At 65.0% G+C, this 25592-nt stretch carries 19 protein-coding genes; 6 read left to right on the top strand and 13 right to left on the bottom strand.

Features of this window, described 5'->3' with window-relative positions; genetic code table 11:
* Positions 1-18: 18 nt before the first annotated feature.
* The 5 genes from ACZ1JS_RS05145 (at position 19) to ACZ1JS_RS05165 (ending at position 8623) form a co-directional block, all read left to right on the top strand.
* Positions 19-1533, top strand: a complete 1515-nt coding sequence (locus ACZ1JS_RS05145; RefSeq protein ID WP_465168000.1) for a tryptophan halogenase family protein — start codon at positions 19-21, stop codon at positions 1531-1533.
* Positions 1530-3314, top strand: coding sequence for an alpha-amylase family glycosyl hydrolase (locus ACZ1JS_RS05150; protein WP_465168001.1), 1785 nt, complete (start codon positions 1530-1532; stop codon positions 3312-3314). The genes ACZ1JS_RS05145 and ACZ1JS_RS05150 overlap by 4 nt, the downstream gene beginning before the upstream one ends.
* Entirely contained in the window at positions 3314-4918 is a 1605-nt protein-coding gene (locus tag ACZ1JS_RS05155; protein WP_465168002.1) for an alpha-glucosidase family protein, read from the top strand. Before ACZ1JS_RS05150 ends, ACZ1JS_RS05155 begins: the two co-directional genes overlap by 1 nt.
* A gap of 17 nt (positions 4919-4935) precedes the next feature.
* The gene (locus ACZ1JS_RS05160; protein WP_465168635.1) at positions 4936-6978 is read left to right on the top strand and encodes a glycoside hydrolase family 97 protein; all 2043 of its coding nucleotides are present in this window, start codon (positions 4936-4938) and stop codon (positions 6976-6978) included.
* Between the two features lie 145 nt (positions 6979-7123).
* On the top strand, positions 7124-8623 hold the full coding sequence (locus tag ACZ1JS_RS05165) for an MFS transporter (RefSeq protein ID WP_465168003.1): 1500 nt from the start codon (positions 7124-7126) through the stop codon (positions 8621-8623).
* Here the strand turns inward: ACZ1JS_RS05165 and glgX are convergent.
* The 13 genes from glgX to ACZ1JS_RS05230 all read right to left on the bottom strand — a co-directional run bounded on the left by glgX (position 8610) and on the right by ACZ1JS_RS05230 (position 24192).
* Positions 8610-10379: a glycogen debranching protein GlgX gene (gene glgX / locus ACZ1JS_RS05170; protein ID WP_465168004.1), complete on the bottom strand. Its 1770-nt coding sequence runs from the start codon at positions 10377-10379 to the stop codon at positions 8610-8612. The genes ACZ1JS_RS05165 and glgX overlap by 14 nt on opposite strands.
* A complete protein-coding gene (gene glgA / locus ACZ1JS_RS05175; RefSeq protein ID WP_465168005.1) occupies positions 10376-11791 on the bottom strand; it encodes a glycogen synthase GlgA in 1416 nt (471 codons plus the stop codon). Before glgA ends, glgX begins: the two co-directional genes overlap by 4 nt.
* Positions 11792-11945: 154 nt before the next feature.
* Positions 11946-13205: a glucose-1-phosphate adenylyltransferase gene (gene glgC / locus ACZ1JS_RS05180; protein ID WP_465168006.1), complete on the bottom strand. Its 1260-nt coding sequence runs from the start codon at positions 13203-13205 to the stop codon at positions 11946-11948.
* A 15-nt stretch (positions 13206-13220) separates the two neighbouring features.
* Positions 13221-15371 (bottom strand): 1,4-alpha-glucan branching protein GlgB, encoded by a 2151-nt coding sequence (gene glgB / locus ACZ1JS_RS05185; RefSeq protein WP_465168007.1) that lies wholly within the window; start codon positions 15369-15371, stop codon positions 13221-13223.
* The gene (locus ACZ1JS_RS05190; RefSeq protein ID WP_465168008.1) at positions 15368-17797 is read right to left on the bottom strand and encodes a glycogen/starch/alpha-glucan phosphorylase; all 2430 of its coding nucleotides are present in this window, start codon (positions 17795-17797) and stop codon (positions 15368-15370) included. Before ACZ1JS_RS05190 ends, glgB begins: the two co-directional genes overlap by 4 nt.
* A 184-nt stretch (positions 17798-17981) precedes the next feature.
* A complete protein-coding gene (locus ACZ1JS_RS05195; RefSeq protein WP_465168009.1) occupies positions 17982-18593 on the bottom strand; it encodes a LutC/YkgG family protein in 612 nt (203 codons plus the stop codon).
* Entirely contained in the window at positions 18590-19984 is a 1395-nt protein-coding gene (locus ACZ1JS_RS05200) for a lactate utilization protein B (RefSeq protein WP_465168010.1), read from the bottom strand. The genes ACZ1JS_RS05195 and ACZ1JS_RS05200 overlap by 4 nt, the downstream gene beginning before the upstream one ends.
* On the bottom strand, positions 19981-20736 hold the full coding sequence (locus tag ACZ1JS_RS05205; protein ID WP_465168011.1) for a (Fe-S)-binding protein: 756 nt from the start codon (positions 20734-20736) through the stop codon (positions 19981-19983). The genes ACZ1JS_RS05200 and ACZ1JS_RS05205 overlap by 4 nt, the downstream gene beginning before the upstream one ends.
* Positions 20733-20903 carry a hypothetical protein gene (locus ACZ1JS_RS05210; protein ID WP_465168012.1) on the bottom strand — a complete coding sequence of 57 codons (171 nt, stop codon included), beginning with the start codon at positions 20901-20903 and terminating at the stop codon, positions 20733-20735. The genes ACZ1JS_RS05205 and ACZ1JS_RS05210 overlap by 4 nt, the downstream gene beginning before the upstream one ends.
* Positions 20900-21679: an alpha/beta hydrolase gene (locus tag ACZ1JS_RS05215; RefSeq protein WP_465168013.1), complete on the bottom strand. Its 780-nt coding sequence runs from the start codon at positions 21677-21679 to the stop codon at positions 20900-20902. Before ACZ1JS_RS05215 ends, ACZ1JS_RS05210 begins: the two co-directional genes overlap by 4 nt.
* A 113-nt stretch (positions 21680-21792) precedes the next feature.
* Positions 21793-22572: a rhamnogalacturonan acetylesterase gene (locus tag ACZ1JS_RS05220; RefSeq protein WP_465168014.1), complete on the bottom strand. Its 780-nt coding sequence runs from the start codon at positions 22570-22572 to the stop codon at positions 21793-21795.
* A complete protein-coding gene (locus ACZ1JS_RS05225) occupies positions 22569-23333 on the bottom strand; it encodes an SDR family NAD(P)-dependent oxidoreductase (protein WP_465168015.1) in 765 nt (254 codons plus the stop codon). The genes ACZ1JS_RS05220 and ACZ1JS_RS05225 overlap by 4 nt, the downstream gene beginning before the upstream one ends.
* Positions 23334-23343: 10 nt before the next feature.
* Positions 23344-24192 carry an IclR family transcriptional regulator gene (locus ACZ1JS_RS05230; RefSeq protein WP_465168016.1) on the bottom strand — a complete coding sequence of 283 codons (849 nt, stop codon included), beginning with the start codon at positions 24190-24192 and terminating at the stop codon, positions 23344-23346.
* Between the two features lie 200 nt (positions 24193-24392).
* Between ACZ1JS_RS05230 and rhmD the strand changes: the two genes are divergently transcribed.
* Complete coding sequence (rhmD, locus tag ACZ1JS_RS05235; RefSeq protein ID WP_465168017.1) at positions 24393-25583, top strand: L-rhamnonate dehydratase; 1191 nt, start codon at positions 24393-24395, stop codon at positions 25581-25583.
* Positions 25584-25592: the final 9 nt, after the last annotated feature.

Consider the following 25592-nt stretch of genomic DNA (forward strand, 5'->3'; position numbering starts at 1 on the left):
CGGTGACGGGAGGCGTTGATGGCGATCGATCAGAACCCCGTCCGCAGCGTCGCGATCGTCGGCGGCGGTTCCGCCGGCTGGATGACGGCGGCGGCACTGGCCCGGTTCCTTCCCGGCGGTACGCAGGTTACGCTGATCGAATCCGATGCGATCGGAACGGTCGGCGTGGGCGAGGCGACGATCCCGCAACTGCGTCTGTTCAATCAGCATCTGGGCATCGACGAGGATGATTTCGTCGCCCGTACCGGTGGCAGCTTCAAGCTCGGCATCGAATTCGCCGGCTGGAACGGGGCGGACAGCCGTTACATTCACGCATTCGGCACGATCGGCCGGTCGCTGGGTCTGGTGCCGTTCCATCATTACTGGCTGGCGGCCGGTGGGGGTGACGCACCCGCGTCCTTATGGTCGCACAGCGCTTGCGCCGGGGCGGCGGCGGCGAACCGGTTCGATCGCGATCCGGGCAATCCGCAGGCACCGTCCGGGATCGCCTGGGCATATCATTTTGATGCCGCGCGTTACGCCGCCTATCTGCGCAAACGCGCCGAGGCGGGGGGCGTCGAGCGGGTCGAGGGGCGGGTGGTCGCGATCGACCAGAACGATGCCGGCATCGCCGCGGTTACGCTTGACGATGGCCGCGTTATCGATGCCGATTTCTTCATCGACTGTTCGGGTTTTGCCGCACTGTTGATCGGGCGGATGCCGGGCGATCGCTGGGACGACTGGTCGTCGCTGCTGCCGTGCGACCGGGCACTGGCCGTGCCCTGCGTCGCGACGCAGCCGATCACGCCGTACACTCGCGCCACCGCGCGCTCGGCGGGGTGGCAATGGCGCATTCCGTTGCAGGCGCGGACCGGCAACGGGCTGGTCTATGCCAGTACGCATATGTCCGACGACGAGGCGGCGGCGACGTTGCTCGGCACTCTCGATGGGGCGGCGCTGGCCGATCCGAAGCCGCTGCGCTTCACCACTGGGCGTCGCCATGCGCCTTGGATCGGTAACTGTGTAGCGCTCGGGCTGGCCGCCGGGTTTCTCGAGCCGCTGGAATCGACGTCGATCCATCTGGTGCAATCGGGGATCGCCCGGCTGCTGTCGCTATGGCCGGCAGCCCGACCGCGTCCGGCCGATATCGCCGAGTTCAACCGCCAGTCCGAACGCGAATGGTTCGGCGTGCGCGACTTCCTGATCGCACATTATGCATTGAACGGTCGCGACGAGCCCTTTTGGCAGGAACGCCGCGCGACGCCGCTGCCCGACAGCCTCGCCGAGCGTATCGCGCTGTTCCGCGAATCGGGCCGCATCGTCCGCGACGAGCATGAATTGTTCGCCGAGGTCGCGTGGCTGCAATTGCTGGTCGGGCAGGGGGTGCGGGCGGAAGGCTATCACCCGCTTGCCGACGCGCTACCCGCCGACCGCCTCCACCAGTTTCTCGACATGCATTCTAAACATGTTGCCGCCACGGTCGCGCGGATGCCGACCCATGACCAGTTCCTGCGCGCCCATTGTCCGGCGCCCGATGCAAAGGTTGCCGCGTGATCCGATCCCTGCTTCTGGCCCTTACCCTCGGCTCCAGCGTCCTGCCTGCCGCCGCGCAGGATTTTCGCGCCCGCGCGCCCGAGGACGAAGTGATCTATTTCGTCCTGCCGGACCGGTTCGAAAATGGCGACCGGTCGAACGATCGCGGTGGCCTTCGCGGCGACCGCATGGTCCATGGCTATGATCCGACCGCCAAGGGCTTTTACCATGGCGGCGACCTGAAGGGGCTGACCGCGCGGCTGCCTTATATCCAGTCGCTCGGCGCCACCGCGATCTGGGTCGGCCCGATCTTCAAGAACAAGCCGGTGCAGGGCGGTCCGGGGCAGGAATCGGCCGGCTATCACGGCTATTGGATCACCGACTTCACCCAGGTCGACCCGCATCTCGGCACCAATGCCGATTTCAAGGCGCTGGTCGATGCGGCGCATGCGCGGGGGATGAAGGTCTATATGGACATCATCGCCAACCACACCGCCGACGTGATCCAGTATCGCGAATGTGCCGGTAAGAGCGCCTGCGTCTATCGCAGCCGCGCCGACTATCCCTATGCGGCCAAGGGCAAGAACCCCGGTTTCGCGGGGGACAATGTGCAGACGGCGGAGAATTTCGCGAAGCTGACCGACCCGTCCTTCGCCTACACGCCCTATGTCCCCGCCCCGGAAAAGGCGGTGAAGGTGCCGGCGTGGCTCAACGATCCGATCTATTATCATAATCGCGGCAACACGACCTTCACCAACGAAAGCTCGCAAATGGGCGATTTCGTCGGGCTGGACGATCTGATGACCGAGAATCCGCGCGTGGTCGCGGGCATGATCGATATCTTCGGTGGATGGATCGACCGGTTCGGCATCGACGGCTATCGCATCGACACCGCGCGCCATGTGAACCCGGAGTTCTGGGCGGCGTTCGTGCCGGCGATGCTGGAGCGCGCCAAGGCGAAGGGGATACCGAACTTCCACATTTTCGGCGAAGTCGCGCTGTCGTCGCTCGACGCGGGCGGCCTCGCCGCATGGACCAAGACGGGCAAATTCCCCGCCGTCCTCGACTTCTCGTTCCGGGAGGGCGTCGTGCAGACCGTCGCGGGCAAGAAGGGCACCGATGCCTTCGAAACCGTGTTCGACGGCGATGTGCTCTATGCGGGGGGCGAGGCGACGGCACGGCAATTGCCGACCTTCACCGGCAATCACGACAATGGCCGCTTCGCCTTCTACCTCCGGCAAGCCCGGCCCGAAGCGAGCGATGCCGAAATCCTGTCACGCGTCATGCTGTCGAACGCGATGCTGCTGACGCTGCGCGGTGTGCCGACCATCTATTCGGGCGACGAACAGGGATTTGCCGGCGACGGCAATGATCAGGACGCGCGCGAGGACATGTTCGCGTCGCAGGTCGCGTCGTACAACGACAACAAGCTGGTCGGCACGACGGCGACTACCGCGACCGCGAACTTTACGCCGACGCATCCGCTCTATCGCCAGATCGCCGAACTGGCGAAGCTGCGCACCACCACCCCGGCGCTGACCCGGGGGCGGCAGGTGTTGCGCGCGCGGGAGGAAACGCCCGGCCTGCTCGCGATCTCGCGCTTCGATCCGACCAGCAACGCCGAAGTGCTGTTGCTCTTCAACACCTCGACCGCGCCGATTACCCGCAATGTGCAGGTCGAGACCGCGTCGACCGGCTTCCGCGCACTCGCCGGACGTTGCGGCAGCGTGACCGCGCCCGGCGCTGTGCGCGTCGACCTTCCCGCCCTTGGCTATGCGGTATGCGCCGCGGAGACCCGCTGATGACCGAGACTGCGAATACGCGCCGCTGGTGGCACGGCGCGACGATCTACCAAATCTACCCGCGCAGCTTCGCCGACAGCAATGGCGACGGAATTGGCGATTTGCCCGGCATCACCGCGCATCTCGATCATGTCGCGTCGCTCGGCGTCGATGCCATCTGGCTGTCGCCCTTCTTCACGTCACCGATGAAGGATTTCGGCTATGACGTTGCGAATTATTGCGATGTCGACCCGATCTTCGGCACGCTCGCCGACTTCGACGCACTGATTGCGAAGGCACATTCGCTAGGCGTGAAGATTATCATCGATCAGGTGTGGTCGCATACCAGCGACGAACATCCGTGGTTCGTCGAAAGCCGGTCGAGCCGCACCAATCCGAAGGCCGACTGGTATGTCTGGGCCGATGCCAAGCCCGATGGTTCGCCACCCAGCAACTGGCAGTCGGTGTTCGGCGGACCGGCATGGACGTGGGATGCGCGGCGCGGGCAATATTATCTGCACAATTTCCTGAAGGAACAGCCGCAACTCCACGGCCATAATGCGGAGCTGCAGGAAGCGTTGCTCGATACCGCGCGCTTCTGGCTCGACCGTGGCGTCGACGGGTTCCGGCTCGATGCGATCAATTTCGCGATGCACGACCCGGAACTGCGCGACAATCCGCCGATGCCGAGCAACGGCAAGACGCGCACCCGCCCGTTCGATTTTCAGCGCAAGCTGTATAATCAAAGCCATCCCGATATTCCGGCGTTCCTCGAACGGGTGCGGGTGCTGCTCGACGGCTATGATGGCGACCGGTTCACCGTTGCCGAGATCGGTGGCGACGACGCTACGCGCGAGATGAAGCTGTTCTGCGGCGGCGGCAACAGGCTGAACACTGCCTATGGCTTCGACTTTCTCTACGCTCCCGAACTTAGCCCGCGCATTCTGCGCGACGCGATCGAGCCGTGGGACGAAGGCTCGCCATGGCCGAGCTGGGCGTTCGAAAACCATGACGCGCCGCGTGCCGTATCGCGCTGGCTGCCCGAAGGTGCCGATGCCGATGCGTTCGGGCGGGTCAAGATGCTGCTGCTCGCCTGTCTCCGCGGCAACATTTTCCTGTACAATGGCGAGGAACTGGGGCTGCCACAGGTCGACATCGCGTTCGAGGATCTGCAGGATCCGGAGGCGATCGCCAACTGGCCGCTGACGCTGTCGCGCGACGGTGCCCGCACGCCGATGCCGTGGGTCGCCGATGCCGAAAATCTCGGCTTCGGCGCGGGCAAGCCGTGGTTGCCTGCGGGCGCTTCACATCGGCCGCTCGCCGTCGACCGACAGGAAGTCGACGCGCATTCGCTGCTCAACTTCACCCGTCATGTCCTGCGCTTGCGCAACGCCCATCCGGCGCTGCGTTCGGGCAGCATGACGATCGTCGAGGCTTCCGATGCGATCCTCGCCTTCGAGCGTGAACTCGATGGGCAGCGCATGCTGTGCGTGTTCAATCTGTCGAATGCACCGGCGCAGTTTTCCACCGGCGCTGGCTGGCGCGCAATCGAAACCATTGGCGACGTGGATGGGGACCGGTTCGGCCCGTTCGCGGCGTGCGTCGCAATCTGCGTCGAAGCATAAGGAACAGACTGTTGAGGATGATGAAACTGGCGCTGGCGCTTGCCGGCATGACCGCGATGGCATCGCCCGCCTTTGCGGAGGTCGTCGCGCGTGCCGCCTCGCCCGACGGCAAGCTGACGCTTGCGGTCAGCCTCGATAACGAAGGCCGCCCGAGCTATTCGATCGCCAAGGATGGTAAGGCCGTGCTGAACGACAGCAAGCTGGGCTTCCTGTTCACCGACGCGCCGAAGATCGAACGCGGGTTGACGCTGTCCGGGACGAAGCGCGACCGGTCGGACAGCAGCTGGACGCAGCCGTTCGGTGAATGGAAGACCATCCGCGACAACCATACCGAACTGACGGTCACCTTTCGCGAGGCGAAGAACCTGAAGCGCGAGATGGCGGTGACCTTTCGCCTGTTCGATGACGGGGTCGGTTTCCGCTACACGCTGCCGAAACAGCCGAACCTGACGACGGCCAACATCGCCGACGAACTGACCCAGTTCGCCTTTGCCGAACCCGGTACCGCATGGTGGAAGCCGGCGTTCGAATGGAACCGCGAGGAATATCTGTACAACAAGACGCCGCTCGACGCAGTTGGCACCGCGCAGACGGTGATGACGGTCAAGCTGGCCAGCGGTCGCCACGTTGCGATCCACGAAGCGGCGTTGACCGACTATTCCGCGATGAACCTCGCCCGTTCGGAGGGCACGACGTTCCGCGCGGTGCTGACGCCGGGATCGAACGGTCCGAAGGTGACGCGCGCCGCCGGCTTCTCGACGCCGTGGCGCACGATCGCGATCGCCGATGATGCCGCCGGCCTCTACAATGCCAGCCGGATCGGGCTGAACCTCAACGAACCCAACAAGCTGGGCGACACCACAAGCTGGATTCAGCCCGGCAAGTTCGTCGGCGTGTGGTGGAACATGATCAAGGGCGACTGGACCTGGGCGCGCGGGCCGAAACATGGCGCGACCACCGCCAATGTCCGCCGCTATATCGACTTCGCCGCCGCCAACGGCATTCAGGGCGTGCTGGTCGAGGGATGGAATGTCGGCTGGGACGGCGATTGGCTCGGCAACGGCAACGACATGAACTTCAGCGGGCCGACCGCCGATTTCGATGCGGCGGGGCTGGCCGCTTATGCCAAGGCGCGAGGCGTTCGGCTGATCGGCCACCACGAAACCGGCGGTTCGGTCAGCCATTACGACGCGCAGCTCGACAGCGCGTTCAAATGGGCGGCCGACCATGGCGAGCGGGTGGTCAAGACCGGCTATGTCACCGACGCCGGCCAGATCGAGCGTGTCGATGCCGACGGGTCGAAGCATCGCGAATGGCATGAAGGGCAATGGATGGTGAACCACCACCAGCGTGTTCTGGACGCCGCCGCACGTTACAAGGTGTCGATCGACAGCCACGAACCGGTCAAGGACACCGGCCTGCGCCGCACCTATCCCAACTGGCTGAGCCGTGAAGGCGGCCGCGGCATGGAGTATAATGCGTGGGAGGGCGGCAAGAACCCGCCCGAGCATGAGGCGAACATGGTCTTTACCCAGTTTCTGGGCGGACCGATGGACTTCACGCCGGGCGTGCTCAGCCTGACCGGCAGCAATGGCAGCGCCATACAGTCGACGATCGCCAAGCAATTGGCGTTGTACGTCGTGCTGTATTCGCCGGTCGTGATGGCCGCCGATACGCCGGAAAACTACGCCCGCTACCCGCAGGCGTTCAAGTTCATCCGCGACGTGCCGACCGACTGGTCCGACACGCGCGTGCTGAATGGCGAGGTCGGCGACTATGCGACGATCGCGCGCAAGGCGGCCGGCAGCAACGACTGGTATCTGGGCGCGATCGGCGATGAAGAGGCGCGCAGTTCGACGGTGAAGCTCGACTTCCTCGACGCCGGCAAGACTTATACCGCCGAAATCTATCGCGACGGTCCGCGCGCCGATTACCGCACCGATGCGCGCCATTCGATCACGATCGAACAGCGGCAGGTGAAGAAGGGCGACACGATGACGATCGCGCTGGCACCCGGCGGTGGCGAAGCGATCCGTTTCGTGGCAGCGAAGAAACGATAACAAATCCTCCCCGCGCGCGGGGAGGGGGTCGCCGCCAAAGGCGGTGGTGGAGGGGGAATAGCCCGAACGCAACGGTGGCATTTGGGGCACGCCCCCGCCACCGTTCTGCGAACGGTCCCCCTACCCATGAATGGGGAGGATTTAGATGCAGACCCGCCCGACGCTTGGTTTCGCCCAGCTCTGGAACATCTCGTTCGGCTTTTTCGGCATCCAGATCGGCTTCGCGCTGCAGAATGCGAATGCCAGCCGGATTTTCCAGTCGCTCGGCACGCCGATCGACCAGTTGGGGCTGATGTGGATCGCAGCACCGTTGACCGGGTTGCTGGTCCAGCCGTTGATCGGCCATTATTCCGACAGGACCTGGGGGCGGCTGGGACGCCGGCGACCCTATTTCCTGATCGGCGCGATCCTCTGCACCTGCGCGCTGTTCTTCATGCCGAACTCGCCAAGTATCCTTGCTGCGGCAATGACGTTGTGGATACTCGATGCGTCGCTGAACGTGTCGATGGAGCCGTTTCGTGCCTTTGTCGGCGACATGCTGGCGCCGCAACAGCGCCCCGCGGGCTATGCGTTCCAGACATGGTTCATCGGTGCCGGCGCGGTCGTCGCCAGCATTGCGCCCTATGTCCTCGAACACGGCTTCGGCGTCAGCAACACCGCGACAGGAGACCAAGTGCCGGACGCAGTCCGCTACGGCTTCTACTTCGGCGGCACGATGTTGCTAGCCGCGGTGCTGTGGACGGTACTGACCGTTCGCGAATATAGCCCCGCCGAACTGGCGGCGTTCGGGGAAGAGGCTGTGGAAGCTGCTGACCGGTTGCCCCCTGTCGTGCCGCAACGTGGTCCATTGTGGATCGCGGGTGGCATCGTCGTCGCGCTGCTGATCGCCTGGGCCGAACGCAGCGGCGCGCTGGAGAGCGGGCGCGAGGCCTATTTCGTCGCGGCCGGCATCGCGCTCTACGGCGTGGCGCAACTCGTGTCGGGCGCACTGGTACGCAGCGGGCGCGGCGACAATGTGCTCAGCCACATCATCGGCGATCTGGCGACGATGCCGGATACGATGCGGCGGCTGGCGCTGGTCCAGTTCTTTACCTGGGGGGCGCTCATCATCATGTGGGTCTATACGACTCCGGTGATCGCGCAGCAGGTCTGGGGTACGATCGATCCGACCTCGGACGGCTATAACCAGGCGGGTAGCTGGGTCGGTGTCCTCTTCGCCATCTATTCGGGTGTCGCCGCTGTGGCGGCGTTCGCGCTGCCGGTGCTGGCGCGCCGCATCGGTGCGGCACGGACCCATTTGCTGTGCCTCGCCATCGGGGCGGTAGCCTATATCGGCATCTTCGTGACGCACGATCGGACGGCGATGATCCTGCCGATGATCGGGATCGGCATCGCCTGGGCTTCGGTACTTACCATGCCCTATGTGCTGCTCGCCAACGCGCTGCCGCAGCGCAAGCTGGGCGTGTATATGGGCATCTTCAACTTCTTCATCGTCCTGCCGCAATTGATCGTCGCGACGGTGATGGGCGGGGTCATCAAGACATGGTTTCCGACCAACCCGGCCTATACGATGCTGGTGGCGGCGACCGTGATGGCGCTGGCAGCCGTCGCGATGCTGCGGGTGGGCGAGCCTACCGCAGCGTGACCGTCCGTCCGGCGCGATCGATGCGGATTGATGCGCCGGGCAGGCGGAGTTCGAAGCCGGGACAGTCGGCCGCTTCCCAATGCATCGGCGTCATCGCTGCGCCGTCGAGGGTCAGCCACGACGCCTGATCGGGCACGTTTCGATCGAACACCGCCGGCCGCTCCCGCCGCCATTGTGCAAGCCCGGCGACATAGTCTTCCAGCTCGGCGTTACGCATCGTCCAGTCGATCCACGTGATCGCATTGTCCTGCGCATAGGCATTGTTGTTACCTCGCTGACTGCGGCCGAATTCGTCGCCTGCGGTCAATTGGATATGCCCTCGTGTCGCGAACAAAGTTGCCAGCAGCGCGCGCAGATCGGCCGTTCGTGCGGCTCCGATGGCAGGGTCATCGGTCGGCCCTTCCACTCCATGGTTCCACGACAGATTATCGCCATGGCCGTCGCGATTGTTCTCGCCATTGGCGTGATTGTGGCGATCGACATGCGCGACAAGGTCGGCAAGCGTGAAACCGTCATGCGCCGCGAGGAAGTTGACGCTGCGTGTGAGCGACCCGAAGATATCGGACGATCCCATGATCCGGGTCGCAAGCGGACCGACACCGCCATCCCCCCGCCAGAACCGGCGGACATCGTCGCGATACCGGTCGTTCCATTCCAGCCAGTCGGCCGGGAAATTTCCCAACTGATATCCGCCCGGGCCGATATCCCATGGCTCGGCAATCATGACCCGGTCGGCGAGCACCGGGTCGGCGGCGATCGCGGCGAAGATCGGGGCCTGCGCGTCGAACCCCGGCGAGCGTGCGATGACCGGCGCCAGATCGAAGCGGAACCCGTCGACGCCCAGCGATGCGAAGTGGCGAAGCGATGCGAGGATCAGGTCGCGGACCCTGGGATCGCCGGCGTCCAGCGTGTTGCCGGTGCCGGTATCGTTGATAAGGCTGCCATCGGGTGCATGGGCATAGCTGCGGTCGTCGAGACCGCGCAGTGACAGGATCGGCCCATGCACGTCGCTTTCACCACTGTGATTGAACACGACATCGAGGATCACGCCGATATCCGCCGCATGCAGCGCCGCAACCGTGTCGCGCAATTCGGCGACCCCGCCGGGTACGAGGCCGGGATCGATCGCCATCATCGCGACCGGGTTATAGCCCCATGCGTTGGAGAGACCGAGCGGCGGCAGATGCCGTTCGTCGATCCACGCGACGATCGGCATGAGCTCGACAGTGCCGACCCCGATCTTGCGAAGATGCGCGATGACGGACGGGTGGGCGAGCGCGGCGATCGTCCCCCGCTGCGCCTCCGGGACATCGGGATGCAGCATGGTAAAGCCGCGCACGTTCAGCTCGTAAATCGGTCGCGCCGGATCGATGCGCGGACCTTCGAACGCGACCGGCTGGACCAGCGCGGGCACGATCGCGCGCGGCACGATCGCGGCAGTGTCGATACCGAAGGTCGATAGCGCCGGATCATAGGCGAAGCGTCGATCGAGTTCGGTCGCGTAAGGATCGACGAGCAGCTTCGCCGGATCGAACCAGCGCCCCAGATCCGGGTCCCATTCGCCATCGGCGCGGTAGCCATAAAGCTGACCGGGACCGACGTCCGCGACCTCGGCAACGAACCAGTCGCCGTCGTGGGTCATCGCCACCCGGCGTTCGGCCTCGCCATCGAACAGACACAGCCAGACTGTCGCGGCATCGCGCGCGCGCACGGCGAAGCGAGTGCCGCCATCGAACGGACAGGCGCCGGGTGTCACTGCGCGATCAGGCCGCGATAGAGATTGGCATAGCGCGCGCCGCTGCGCGTCCACGAAAAGTCCGCGCGCATCCCCTGTTTCTGCATCGTCGTCCACAGTTCGGGCCGGGCATGGAGCGCCATCGTCCGACGCAGCGCGTGAAGCAGACCATCGGCGGTGACCGATCCGAACTGAATACCGGTCGCGACGCCGGCGGCCACCGCCGCCTCGTTGGCGTCGATGACCGTGTCGGCCAGTCCGCCCGTCCGCGCCACCACCGGTACGCAGCCATAGGCCAAACCGTAAAGCTGCGTCAGCCCGCACGGTTCGAAGCGCGACGGGATCAGGATCGCGTCGCCGCCGCCCTGCAGCAGATGCGACAGCGCCTCGTCATAGCCAATCCGCACCCCGACCCGTCCAGCGTGCCGACTGCGCGCCGCCATGAACGCGCCTTCCAGCGCCGCGTCACCCGATCCCAGCAGGGCGAGGCGCCCGCCCATGCCGACCAATGCGTCGACGCAATCGGCAAGCACGTCCATGCCCTTTTGCCATGTCAGCCGACTGACCACGATGAAGATCGGCCCGTCGCCACGATCGAGATCGAACGCCGCTTCGACAGCGCGTTTGTTGGTCCGGCGGCGCGATAGGTTGCGGGCGGCGTAGCAGGCGGGCAGGGCGGTGTCGTTCTCGGGCGACCACACTGCCGGGTCGATGCCGTTTACGATGCCGCTGACCCGGTCGCGCCGTGCCTCGATCAACCCCTCCAACCCCATGCCGAACTCGGCGCGTCGAATTTCTTCCGCATAGCTGGGCGACACGGTGGTAATCGCATCGGCCGAGGCAAGCCCGGCCTTCAGCAGCCCGACCCCGCCATAATATTCGACCCCGTCCAACGCGAACGCCGCTTCGGGCAAGTCGAGAGAGGCGAAAATGTCCGCGTCGTAGCGGCCCTGAAAGGCGATGTTGTGGATCGTCAGGACGCTCGGCACATGGGTGCCGTCATAGCGGAGATAGGCGGGCGCCATCGCCCCCTGCCAGTCATGCGCATGCAGCAGGTCGAAGCGTGGCGCCAGATCTGCCGCCGCCCGGCCCAGCGCGGCGAAACGCCGCCAATTGTCAGTCCAGTCGCGACCGGTCGCATCGGCATAGGGGCCGCCATCTCGCGCGAACAGTTCGGGCGCATCGAGGATCAGCAATGGATGGCCGTCGATCTTTCCCTCGATCAATGCAGCGGGCGTGCCGAGCAGGTCGGCCCAGCGATGGACCGGCTTGGCCTTGCCAAGATGTTTCAGGACAGACGCATAGCCGGGCAACAGCGTCGAAGTCTCGACGCCATGCGGTGCCAGCGCGGCGGGCAGGGCGCCGACGACATCGGCAAGACCGCCGGTCTTGATCAGTGGATAGGCTTCGGAGGCAACCGAAAGAACGCGCATCAATTCCTCTCCGGCACGGGGAGGGGGACCATGCGAAACATGGGGGAGGGGGCGAGCCGCATATGGCAGGCGTGGTGGAGCAGGCGCCCCCCCTCCACCGTCCTGCGGACGGTCCCCCTCCCCGCGACGCGGGGAGGAACTGGCTGCGACTGCATCAAGCCTCCAACCGGTCGATCATCGGTTGCGTGATCAGGCAGACGCCCCGCTCCGTCCGGCGGAAGCGGTGGCCGTCGATCACAGGATCCTCGCCGACGATCAGCCCGTCGGGAATGGTCACGCCGGCATCGACCACGCACCGCGTCAGCCGCGCGCCGCGCCCGATATGCGTCATCGGGAGGATCACCGACTCATCGATGTTGCTGTAGCTATGCGCGCGTACCCCGGTGCTGAGCAGGCTGCGATGGATGCTCGATCCCGAAACGATGCAATCGCCCGACACCAGGCTCGAAACCGCGCACCCGCGCCGGCCGTCGACGTCATGCACGAACTTCGCCGGCGGGGTGATTTCCGAATAGGTCCAGAGCGGCCAGCTACGATCGTAGAGGTCGAGTTCGGGCACCACGTCGGTCAGATCGATATTCGCTTCCCAATAGGCATCGACCGTCCCGACGTCGCGCCAATAGGCGCGCGGTTCCTCCGGACTGCGCACGCAGGATGCGGAAAAGCGGTGCGCCTGCGCATGGCCGTGTTTCACGAGCCACGGGATCAGATCCTTGCCGAAGTCTCGGCTCGAATCCTTCGTATCGGCATCGCGCCGCAACTCTTCGAACAACAATTTCGTCCGGAACACATAGATTCCCAGGCTGGCCAGCGCCCGGTCCGGCTGGCCGGGGATTGCGGGCGGGTCCTTGGGCTTTTCGACGAAGTCGATGATCCGGTCGGTCGCGTCGACGTGCATCACGCCGAACCCGACCGCCTCCATCCGCGGCACTTCCATGCAGGCTACGGTCACGTCGGCACCGGTGTCGACATGCTGCTGCAGCATCAACTCATAGTCCATCTTGTAGATATGGTCGCCCGCCAGGATGACCATATATTCGGGACTATAGCTCTGGATGATATCGATATTCTGGAACACCGCGTCGGCGGTCCCCTCATACCATTGAAACTCGCTGATCCGCTGGCTGGCGGGCAGGATGTCGAAGCTTTCGTTGCGTTCGGGGCGCAGGAAGTTCCAGCCGCGCTGGAGGTGGCGGATCAGGCTATGTGCCTTGTACTGCGTCGCCACGCCGATCCGGCGGATGCCCGAATTGATCGCGTTCGACAGTGCGAAATCGATGATCCGGCTCTTGCCGCCGAAATAGACCGCCGGCTTGGCGCGGGTGTCGGTCATCTCGAACAACCGGCTGCCGCGTCCGCCCGCTAGAACATAGGCCATTGCGTCGCGCGCCAATGGTTGTCCCCGCCGTTCCATGCATCTCTCCCCGTTTTAGTTTTCGTATTCGAACCAGATCGTGGCCAGTGGCGGTAGCGTCACGCTCAGCGTACGATCCTCGCTGTCGACAACGCCCAGATTGCCGATTCCGCTGCCGCCATAGTCGGAAGCGTCGCTGTTCAGCACCTCGCGCCAGCGTCCGTCCTGCGATACCGGAACACGGTATCCGGCACGCGGTACCGGCGTCAGGTTGCTGACGATCAGTACCGGCGGTTCGCCTGGTGCGTGGCGTTCCCATGCGAATACCGAATTGGCCGCATCGTCGACGACCGCCCAATGGAATCCGTCACCTTCGCAATCGCGCGCGTGCAGCGCCGGCGTCTCGCGATACAGCCGGTTCAAGTCGCGGACCAGCATCGCCACGCCGCGATGCGCAGGGGCGTCCATCAATTCCCAGTCGAGCGCGCGTTCTTCCGACCATTCGCGGCGCTGCGCGAGTTCTTGGCCCATGAACAGCAGCTTCTTGCCGGGATAGCCCCACATCAACGCATAGTAAGCACGCAGATTGGCGAATTTCTGCCAATCGTCGCCCGCCATCTTCGTCAGCAACGACCCCTTGCCGTGCACGACTTCGTCATGGCTGAGCGGCAGGACGAAATTCTCACTGAACGCGTAGGTCAGGCCGAAGGTGATTTCATTGTGATGATGCGAGCGGTGCACCGGCTCGCGCGCCATATAGGCGAGCGTGTCGTGCATGAAGCCCATATTCCATTTGAAGCCGAAGCCCAGCCCGCCTTCATGCGCCGGCTTCGACACGCCCGGCCACGACGTCGATTCCTCGGCGACCGTGAAGAAGCCCGGATGCTCGCGATAGACGGCGCGGTTCGTTGCGCGCAGGAACTCGACCGCCTCCCAATTCTCGCGCCCGCCCGCTTCGTTGGGAATCCATTCGCCGTCCTTGCGCGAATAGTCGCGGTACAGCATCGACGCCACCGCATCGACGCGCAGCCCGTCGACATGATAGCGCTCGGCCCAGAACAGCGCGTTGTTGACCAGGAATTGCGAGACTTCGCGCCTCCCGAAATTATAGATGGCCGTATTCCAGTCCGGGTGAAACCCGAGCCGCGGATCGTCATGTTCGTAAAGCGCGGTGCCGTCGAACCGCGCGAGGCCATGCGCGTCGGTCGGGAAATGGGCGGGCACCCAGTCGAGCAATACGCCGATACCCGCCTTGTGCGCACCGTCGACGAACCGCGCGAACCCGGCCGGATCGCCGAACCGCGCCGACGGGGCATAGAGGCCGGTGGTCTGATAGCCCCATGACGGGTCGTAGGGATGTTCGCTGATCGGCAGGAATTCGATATGGGTGAAGCCCATATCGACGACATAGGGGATCAGCCGGTCAGCCAGCTGGTCCCATGGCAGGAACCAGCCATCGTCCCCGCGCTGCCAACTGCCGGCATGGACTTCGTAGATCGAGATCGGCACGCGGCGCGGATCGACCGAGGCCCAATGGTCGCGATGCGCGGCGTCGCGCCAGTCATGGTCGAGCGGCGCGGCGGTGCGTGAGGCGGTTGCCGGGCGCAATTCGCTGGCAAAGGCAAAGGGGTCGGCCTTGTGCGGCAGGCGTTCGCCGGTCGGCCCGATAATCGCGAACTTGTACGCCTGCCCCGCCCCGACATCGGGCAGGAAGATTTCCCACAGGCCGACGTCGTTGCGCCGCCGCATCGGATGGCGTTTGGCGTCCCAATGGTTCCAGTCGCCGACGACGCTGACGACCTGCGCATTGGGCGCCCAGACCGCGAAATGCATGCCATCGGCACCCTCATGCCGGATCGGATGCGCGCCGAGCTTGTCGTAAAGACGCAGATGCGTGCCCTCGGCAATCAGGAAATCGTCGGTCGGCCCCAGCACCGGCCCGAAGCTATACGGGTCCTTTACCCACCATTCGCCACCACCGCCCCGCGCATAATAGAGCAGCGGCCGGGGCGGGCCGTCGATCACGCCCTCGACGATGCCGTCGCCGACCGGACGCAACTCGCCCAGCAGCTTGCCCGACAGGTCGTGCGCCAGCACCTTTTGCGCATTCGGCAGCCAGGCGCGGACGAACGTGCCTTCGGGACCTGCATGTGGTCCCAACAGCGCAAAAGGATCGGCATGACGCCCCGCGAGCAGCGCCGCGATGGCGTCGGCCGGCGGCCTCACATCACGTTCCAGATATCGCGAGCATATTCGCCGATGGTGCGATCGGAGGAGAACCAGCCGACCCCGCCGACATTGCGGATCGCACTGGCATTCCATCCTGCCCGATCGGCCCAGCGCGCGTCGACGTCGCGCTGCGCCTGCGCATAGCTGTCGAAATCGGCGGCACACAGGAACCAGTCGCTATTTTCGATCCCGTCGATCAGGCCCGCATAGCGGCCCGGATCGTCATGGCTGAAGACGCCACCCTTGATGGCGGACAGCGCCTGCTGCAACTCGCGCGACGCGGCGATCGCCTCGCGGGGGTTGTAGCCATTGGCGCGCTTCTCGGCGACTTCATCGGCGGTGAGGCCGAAGATGATGATGTCCTCGGCCCCGACATGGTCGCGGATCTCTACATTGGCGCCGTCGAGAGTGCCGATGGTCAGCGCGCCGTTCAGCGCCAGCTTCATATTGCCGGTGCCCGACGCCTCCATCCCCGCCGTGCTGATCTGTTCGGACAGGTCGGCGGCGGGCATGATGAGTTCGGCCAGCGACACGTTATAGTTCGGCACGAACGCCACACGCAGCAGCCCGCGTACCGCCGGATCGGCATTGACCCGCCGCGCCACGTCGTTGGCGAGTTTGATGATGAGCTTGGCGTTGTGATAGCTTGATGCCGCCTTGCCCGCGAACAGCTTCACGCGCGGCGTCCAGTCCTTGTCGGGATGGCTGCGGATCTGATCGTACAGCGCCACCGTCTCGAGGATATTGAGCAACTGGCGCTTATATTCGTGGATGCGCTTCACCTGCACGTCGAACATCGCATCGGGATCGAGCCGGACGCCCATCACCTCGCGCAGATGCTGCGACAGGCGTACCTTGTTGGCACGCTTCACCGCTTCGAACTTTTCGCGGAACGCGGCGTCGGCGGCGAAGGGCTTGAGGTCGGCGAGCTTCGTCGCGTCGTCGAGGAACGCATCGCCGATCGCCTCGCGGATCAACGACGTCAGTCCCGGATTGCTCTCGAACAGCCAGCGGCGCGGGGTGATGCCGTTGGTCTTGTTGTTGATCCGGTCGGGATAGAGGCGGTGAAGATCGGCGAACACCGTCTGCTTCATCAGGTCGGTGTGCAGCGCCGCGACGCCGTTGACGCTATGGCTGCCGGTGAACGCCAGGTTCGCCATGCGTACCCGCCGTTCGCCACCTTCGTCGATCAGGCTGATCGCGGCGATGGCGCGATCGTCCTGTCCCTGTGCCCGCGCCTCGCGCAGCACCTTCGCATTGATCGCATAGACCAGCTGCATGTGGCGCGGCAGCAACCGTTCGAACAGCGGCAGCGGCCAGCTTTCCAGCGCTTCGGGTAGCAGCGTATGGTTGGTATAGCCGAACGTCGCCTTGGTGATGTCCCATGCGCTTTCGAAATCGAGCGAATGATCGTCGATCAGGATGCGCATCAATTCGGCGACCGACACCGCCGGATGGGTGTCGTTCAGCTGGATTGCCGCCTTGTCGGGCAGGGTGCGGATATCGCCAAAATACTGAACGTGGCGGCGAACGATGTCCTGGATCGATGCCGAGGAGAAGAAATATTCCTGCCGCAGTCGCAATTCCTGTCCGGCCGGCGTCGAATCCGCCGGATACAGGACGCGGACCAGCGTATCCGCACGTACCGACGCGGCCAGCGCGCCTTCATGATCGCCGGCGTTGAACCGGTCGAGCCGGATCGGATCGCGCGCCCGCGCCGTCCACAGCCGCAGTGTATTGACCCGCGCCCCGCGCCAACCGATCACCGGCGTATCGACCGCAACCGCCTCGACGCTTTCACTCGGCATCCAGTGGCAATCGCCATTCTCGTCGCCGATCACCTCACCGCCGAAGCCGATGCGATAATTGCTCTCGCGCCGTTCGAATTCCCACGGATTGCCATGGCGCAGCCAGGTTTCGGGAAGCTCGACCTGCCAGCCATTGTCGATCCGCTGGCGGAACATGCCGTTCACATAGCGGATGCCATAACCATAGGCGGGGAGGTCGAGACTTGCGAGGCTCTCCATGAAACATGCCGCGAGCCGCCCGAGACCGCCATTGCCGAGCGCGGCGTCGGGCTCCTCCCCCTCGAGATCGGCCAGCTTCACGCCTAATGAATCCAGCGCTTCGCGAACCTCGTCGGTCCGCGACAAATTGGCGATCGCGTCGCGCAGCAGGCGCCCGATCAGGAATTCGAGGCTGAGATAATAGACCTTCTTGGCACCGGCGGCATGGGCCTGCTTGCTCGACGCCATCCAGCGTTCGATGACGTCGTTGCGCACCGTTAGGATCGTCGCAGCCAGCCAGTCATGAGGCAACGCGGCCTGCGCATCCTTGCCGATCCGGTGAACCAACGTTTCGAGGATCGCTTCGGCGAGGGGCGGGGACGGAGGGGAAACGGCGGTGAGGGCAGGCTGGGTCACGCAGGTTCCTCTGAACAGGGTCGGGACGACAGTATCGATTGTCGAACGCTTGTCACGCGCAATACGTATGCGTGCGATGCGTCGTTCCGGTTACCATCGGGTTAGCAGGTCATTAATGTCGAACGACTTTGTTCGGGGACGTCATGCCTGCCGTCCAGAGCGAACGGAATGGAAAGAATGAACGCTACCCAACCATCACGACATGCAGATACCGCGGACCATGCGCCCCGCGCACATATTGTCCCTCGATGTCGGTCGTGCCCGATACGCCGGTCACCCAGTAATGTGCGCGGTGTCCGGCGAGATTGACGGGAACATCCTCCAGCGTATCGATCAGATCGACTGTCGCCAGCAGCACGATATGATGCAGCGTCAGGAAATTCGGCAGCATCGGCGCACTAGCATCGGTTTCGAACACCAGCGACCCGCTTTCGGCTACGCCGGCCTTCGCCACCGCCAGCGCCGCGACCTGATCGGCGGCGACGGTTTCGTCGATCCGGAAGCCGGGCCAATCGAGCGATGTCAGGCGCGCATCGGGCGGCAGATACAGTGCGGCGGGCAGGGCATGGTGCGCGAGGTAGCGCCGCACCGCATCGGGCAGGTCGCGCGCATCGTCGATCCGGTCCAATGTTGCCGACACGCTCGGACCCGCCAGCCGCGCGGCGAAGCGTTCGACCAGCGAACCGGCCGGCTCGGGCGGGCGCTCGCTGCCCGCCACCAGCGCCGCCGCCTGCGCCGCCAGATCGAGCGGCACCGGCGCACGCAGCTTGCCGAGGATCGCATCGCGCGCACTCACCGCCGTCGTCCCTTCGCATATTGCGCCATGAACGTACCCCCTTCGGGGGCGGGCATGTCCCGATATTTGGTCCATGCACCGGCAAAGGGGAGCCGCGCGATCCAGCCCTGTCGCGCCAGCAGTCGCATCGCCCGCACCGCCGCGCCGCTCGCCATCCGGTAGAGGCGGGGGCGCAACACCGCCTGCCGCCATAGCCCAAGCCCCTGCCGCATCGACACCGGCTCCAGCCCCTCACGCCAACTCTTCTCGCGCCATCCGCGCAGCAGCGTCGGAAGCGGGATCTTGACCGGGCAAACTTCCTGACACCGGCCGTTCATCGTGCAGGCATGCGCCAGATCGCGATTGGCCGACAGCCCGTCCAGCGCCGGGGTCAGCACCGCGCCCATCGGTCCCGGATAGGTTCCGCCATAGGCGTGACCGCCGACCTGTCGGAACACGACGCAGTGGTTCATGCACGCCCCGCAGCGGATACAACGCAGCATCTCCTTGAGCGCCGCATCGGCCGCCATCGCACTGCGGCCGTTGTCGACCAGTACGATGTGCATCTCCTCCGGCCCGTCGCGGTCGCCGTCGCGCTTCGGCCCGGTATAGAAGGTCGTATATTGGGTCAGCGCCGCGCCGGTTGCCGATCGCGCCAGCATCCTGAGCATGTGGATCGCATGGGGTAGTGACGGCACGATCTTCTCGATCCCCGCCGTCACGATATGGACGCGCGGCGGTACCACTGACAGTTCGGCATTGCCCTCGTTGGTGACGGTGCAGATGCTTCCCGTATCGGCGATCAGGAAGTTCGCGCCGGAAATGCCGACATCGGCGCCCAGCATTTCGCTGCGCAGGTGCCGCCTGGCGCTCTCCGCCATCGCCGCGATCGTCTCCTCGACATGCGGGTCGCGGTGTTTGGCACGGAACAAGGCGGACACCTGCTCGCGGGTCTTGTGCATCGCCGGCCAGACGATATGCGACGGCCGCTCGCCCGCCAGTTGAATGATATGTTCGGCAAGGTCGGTCTCGATCCGCTCGATCCCCGCCTCCGCCAAGGCGTGGGGCAGGCCGATTTCCTCGCCGAGCATCGATTTCGATCGCGCGACCGATTTGGCGCCGGCCTTGCGGCAAATGTCGACGACGATCGTCGCGGCCTCGTCGGCGGTCTGCGCCCAATGGACCTGTGCGCCGGCGGCGATCGCATTCGCCTCGAACATCTCCAGATAATGGCCGAGATGCGCGATCACATGGTCCTTGATTGCCGCGGCCCGCGTCCGGGCGTCCTCGAACGCCGGAAACGCCTCGACCGCCAGCGCGCGCTTGGCCTCGGCGGTGCCTGCGGTGCGCTCGACCGCTACCTTCAGCACCTTATCGGCCAGTGCCAGCTCGACGCGTTGCCCGAAGCTCATGATGCTTCGCCGATCGCGGGTCCGTCGCCCATGCCGGCAAGGATTTCGACGGTGTGGAAAGCGCGGACGCTGCTGCCACGCCGATGCAGCTTGCCGGCCATGTTCATCAGGCAGCCGAGGTCCCCGGCGAGCAACAGCGCCGCGCCGCTATCCTCGATCGCCTGCGCCTTTTCCTCGACCACCGCGTTCGAGATCGCCGGATATTTTACGCAGAAGGTGCCGCCGAAGCCGCAACAGGTCTCCGCCCCTTTCAGCGGCAACTGGTCAAGACCGGCGACGGCCGACAGCAGCGCGCGCGGCTGACGCTTGATGCCCAGTTCACGCAGGCCCGAACAACTGTCGTGATAGGCGGCGGTCGTCGGCAGGCGCACGCGGTCGGGTCGCCAGCCCTGCGCATCGAGGAACGACAATATCTCGTGCGTCTTCGCCGCCAGTGCCTCCGCCCGAGCCAGCCATGCCACATCGTCGGCGAAGAGTTCGGGATAATGGACCTTGATCGTACCGCCGCACGATCCGCTGGGCACCACGATCGCGCCATAGGGTTCGAGGCAGGCGATGGTCGCCTTGGCGATCGCGACCGCGCCGTCATGATCGCCCGAATTGAGCGCCGGCTGCCCGCAACAGGTCTGGCCCGGCGGGACGACCACGTCGAAGCCTGCTTCCTCTAACACCTTCAGGCTGGCAAAGCCGATCGCCGGCCGCATCGCATCGACCAGACAGGTGACGAACAATGCGACCGACGGCCGGCTCATAGCCCGTGCCGTCTGGCGAAGGCGAAGAACAGGTTCGTCCATGGCGCGGGCTGTCCGTCGAGCATGACGCCGAACCCATGGCCGCCGATTTCGGGGAAATAGGCTTCGGCCGGGCGTTTCGACCACCGAAGTGCCGCCAGAAGTGCAAGGCCGTTATCGACGCTCACGACCTTGTCGTCGATCGCGTGCGCGACGAAGGTCGGCGGGCTGTTGGCTCCGATCGGGCATCGGTGCGGGCACGCAACGCCTGTTCCGCGGTGGGCGCCTTACCGAGCAACTGGTCCTGCGACCCTTTGTGCGCGCCCGGCGTACCCATCAGCGCCACCGGATAGAGCAGACCCGCCGCGCGAACGCCCAGCGGCAGGGCATCGGCCGCGTCGACCGGCTGGTAGGTCGTGTCGGTCCGATAGGCGAGCATTGCCGCCAGATGCCCGCCGGCCGAGAAGCCCATCACGCCGATACGATCGACTGCGACGCCATTGCCCTTGGCCTCCGCCTTGATGAGCCGCAACGCGCGCTGGGCATCCTGCAACGGCGCGTCCGGTCCCGCTGCCCATGGATCGCCGGGCAGACGATATTTGAGTAGATAGGCATGATAGCCGCGATCGGCGAAGAATTGCAGCAGCGCCCGCCCGCCATTGCCGATCGCCACGCGCAGGTAACCGCCGCCCGGGATCAGCAGGATCGCCGCGCCATTCGGCTTGGCCGGCGCAATATGCGCGATCGTCGGCGTGCGGACGTGCAGGAAGGCGGTGTCGTCCTTCGGCCCGGTCGGCGAACGCGGGATTTCCTGTTCGGCTTCGGTGACTTTCTCGCCGCCCGGCGCGACACCCGGCCAGATCGGGCGGTAGGTCAGGGGAGGCGAACCCGGCTGGCCGAAGGCGGGCAGGGCGGTGGCGATGCCGAGCGACAGACCGCCGACGAGGAGAGCGCGCCGTGCCAACCCCCAGCCAGTAACGTCACCCCAGCGCAGGCTGGGGTCTTGCTCGATCGGAGCGCCCGCTCCGCCACCGGGAGACCCCAGCCTGCGCTGGGGTGACGATGGTTTGGAGCGCATCACCGACATCCCATCTTACCCAACGGCGTCGTCCGCGACAGGTCGGGACGATCTTTCGCGACCTTCGCCGCGACCGGCAGTCCGGTCCGCGCCAGATCGCCCGCAATGAGATTGGCCACACCGCGCGCACCCAGTTCGCTGAAATGGGTATCGTCGTCGATCCCGTCCTTGAACCCCGGCCAGCGTCCGGCGGGGTAATGGAGGAACAGCGCCTTAGACCCCTCGACCCCCTTGCCATCGACCCAGTCGCGCGACGACGCTTCGAGGTCGATCAACTGCGTCCCCGTCGTCGCGGCGATATCGCGCACCACCGCCGACCAGGCCGCAAAGTCCGCCTTGGTCTTGCCGTCAACGCCGAATGACCGCCGGGTGACCGGCGTGATCAGGATCGGCGTCGCGCCATGCCCCTTCGTCTCCCACACCATCCGCAACAGATTGTCGCGGTACAATGTCGCGGCAGGGGCGTAGCGTTCCGGCTTGTTCTGGCTGGCGTCGTTATGACCGAACTGAATCAGCACGACATCGCCGGGCTTCACATCGGCCATGATCTTGTCCCACCGCCCCTCGGCGATGAAGCTTTTGGTTGAACGGCCGCCCATCGCCCGGTTCTCGACCTGCACGTCGCCGGTTAGGCCGCAGGGCAGCATCTGTCCCCATCCGGTCTGCGGATACCGATCGTCCTTATAGGTCTGCGCGGTCGAGTCGCCGGCGATGAAGATCGTTTCCGCCGCTGCCGGACAGGCCGTCAGTAAGGAGAGGGCGAGCGCGAGCGACCTCATTGCAGGTTCACGAACATGCCGCCATCGACCAGCAGCGCCGCGCCGGTGACATAGGCCGCCATGTCGGAGGCAAGGAACACGATCGGCCCGACCATATCCTCGGGCTGGCCAAGGCGGCCGAGCGGCACGCGCTGTTCCATGTACTTGCGCTTGGCTTCGTCGGCGAGGTCGTCCTTGTTGATCTCGGTCAGGATCGTGCCCGGCAGCACCGAATTGCAGCGGATGCCATGCCGCCCCAGCGCGATCGCGGTCGACTGCATCAATGAATGCACGCCCGCCTTGGTCGGGGTGTAGTGCGTCTGATACTCGCCGCCGACCAGCGCGGAGATCGACGACACCGCGACGATCGCGCCGCCATCGCCCTGATCGACCATGCGCTTCGCCGCTGCCTGACACATATAATAGGCCCCGTGCAGGTTGACGCGCAGCGTCCGCTCGAGCGTCTCGGCCGGCATGTCGAGGAAGCTGTGGAACGGGCAGATGCCGGCGTTCGACACCATCACGTCGACCCGGCCGAACTCGGCAACGGCCTTCCCCACGAAATCGGTCGCGGTTGCCGCCTCGGCGACGTCACCCTTGATCGCCAGCCCGCGTTGCCCGGTCGCCTCGATCGCGGCGATGCAGGCTTCGGCATCGTCGTCGCGGCTGTGATAGTTGATGACGACGTTCGCACCATGCTGTGCCGCGCCGATCGCCGCCGCGCGACCGATACCGGTCGATGCGCCGGTCACCAATACCGTCTTGCCTTCCAACAGCTTCATGCCAATCCTCTCATCGCTTGCGACGCTTTTGCAGCGCCTGTGTATCGGGGGACCAGCCCAGATCGCGGCTGATCCGTTCGGCGGTGCCGCGCACGTCGACGCTCAGCGTCTGCATGCGGTCGTCGTCCATATATTGCGCGGCACTCGATACGCTGATCGCGCCGACAATCCTGCCCGACGCATCGCGCACCGGGGCGGCGACGCAGCGGATCAGATCCTCGTTTTCCTCAAGGTCATAGGCATGGCCGCTGGCGACATAGCCGCGCATCCGTTCCATCCAGACGTCGAAGTCAGGGCGGCGGGTGCTAGGCGGATGCTCCGCCTCGAAAATCGCGGTCCAGCGCGCCTCCGAATCGTCGAGCAGCAGCGCCTTGCCCAGACCGGTCGACGATAGCGGCTGGCGATCGCCGATCCGGCTGGAGATGTCGACGCGGCGACGGCCAGGAATTTTGTCGAGATACAGCGCCAGGTCGCTGTCAAGGCGACCGAAATGGACGGTGTCCTCGGTCTGGCTGGCGAGTTCCTCGATCCGCGGCCGGGCGATCTGGACGATATCGGCCTGCCCCTGCGCAAGGAAGCCGAGCTGCAACAGCTTCGGCCCCAGCAGATAGCCTTCGCGCGGCAGGAAAGTCAGAAAACCGCGGTCGATCAACGCATTGGCCAGCCGGTGCGTCGTAGATCGCGTCAGCCCCATGCGTTGCGACAGTTCAGCGAGCTTCACGGGTCCGTCAATTACCTGATCGAGCAGGTCCAGGCCGCGCACGAGTGTCTGGCTGCCCTGCGCCTTGCCCGCACCCTTCGGCTCGGCATCGCCGTCGGCGGTAATCGACGATTCTTCGTTTGACGGTTTCTGTCTCATCTAGTAGCATCCTATCCCATAAAGTGAGAAAGTAAACCAGTCGGAGCGGATGTTTGCGGGATTTCCCGCAGCGGGGGTTTCCAACATTTCAGACCGCATGGCGTCGGCTTCATACCACATGATGGTATTTGGCGTGTGCGGATTTCGGATCAGTCGGCGGTGGGCCCGTGGTGGCCGTTCGCCCAACGAAGGTGGTGGCAATGAAGGCGGCGCTTCCCAGGATCAAACAAGTCCGCGCGTTCACCGTGCGCGGCGGCGGGGCGGATTATCACGATCAGCAGGGCTATCACTGGATCGACGATCACATCGCGACCCCGATGAGCCGCTATCCCGAATATCGCCAGTCGCGGCAAAGCTTCGGCATCAACGTGCTCGGCACGCTGATCGTCGAGATCGAGGCGGAGGACGGCACGATCGGGTTCGCGGTGACGACCGGCGGCGAGCCCGCCTGCTTCATCGTCGAGAAGCATCTCGCCCGCTTCCTCGAAGGGCGCTCGCCCACCGAATATGAGAAGATCTGGGACCAGATGTATTTCTCGACCCAATATTATGGGCGCAAGGGACTGGTCGTGAACGCCATTTCGGGCGTCGACCTCGCGCTATGGGACCTGCTCGGCAAGCTGCGCGACGAACCGGTCTATCAGATGCTGGGCGGCGCGGTCCGCGATGAACTGCGATTCTATGCGACCGGCGCCCGCCCCGATCTTGCCAAGGAGATGGGCTTCATCGGCGGCAAGATGCCGCTGCACCACGGCCCGGCCGAGGGTGTCGAGGGATTGAAGAAGAACATCGCCGAACTGGCCGAGATGCGGTCGCGCGTCGGGCCGGATTTCTGGCTGATGTGGGATTGCTGGATGGCATTGGACGTCGATTATGCGACGCGCCTTGCCCATGCCGCGCACGAGCACGGCCTGAAATGGATCGAGGAGGCGATCAGCCCCGACGATTATTGGGGCTATGCCGAACTGAAGCGCAACGTGCCGCGCGGCATGCTGGTCACCACAGGCGAACATGAGGCGACCCGCTGGGGCTTCCGCATGCTGATGGATATGGACTGTTGCGACATTATCCAGCCCGATGTCGGCTGGTGCGGCGGCGTGACCGAATTGCTCAAGATTTCGGCGCTGGCCGATGCGCGCGGCAAGCTGGTCGTGCCGCACGGATCGTCGGTCTACAGCTATCATTTCGTGGTCACGCGCCACAATTCGCCCTTCGCCGAATATCTGATGATGGCACCCGAGGCCGATCACGTGCAGCCGATGTTCCATCCACAGTTGATCGGCGAACCGATTCCGGAGAACGGACGGATGCGGACTTCGCGGCTCGATGCCCCGGGCTTCGGCGTCGAACTGAACCGCGACCTGACCATGCACCGTCCCTTCGAACACTGAGAGAGCTAC

It is taken from the genome of Sphingomonas sp. BL-S-05 (genome assembly GCF_055521695.1).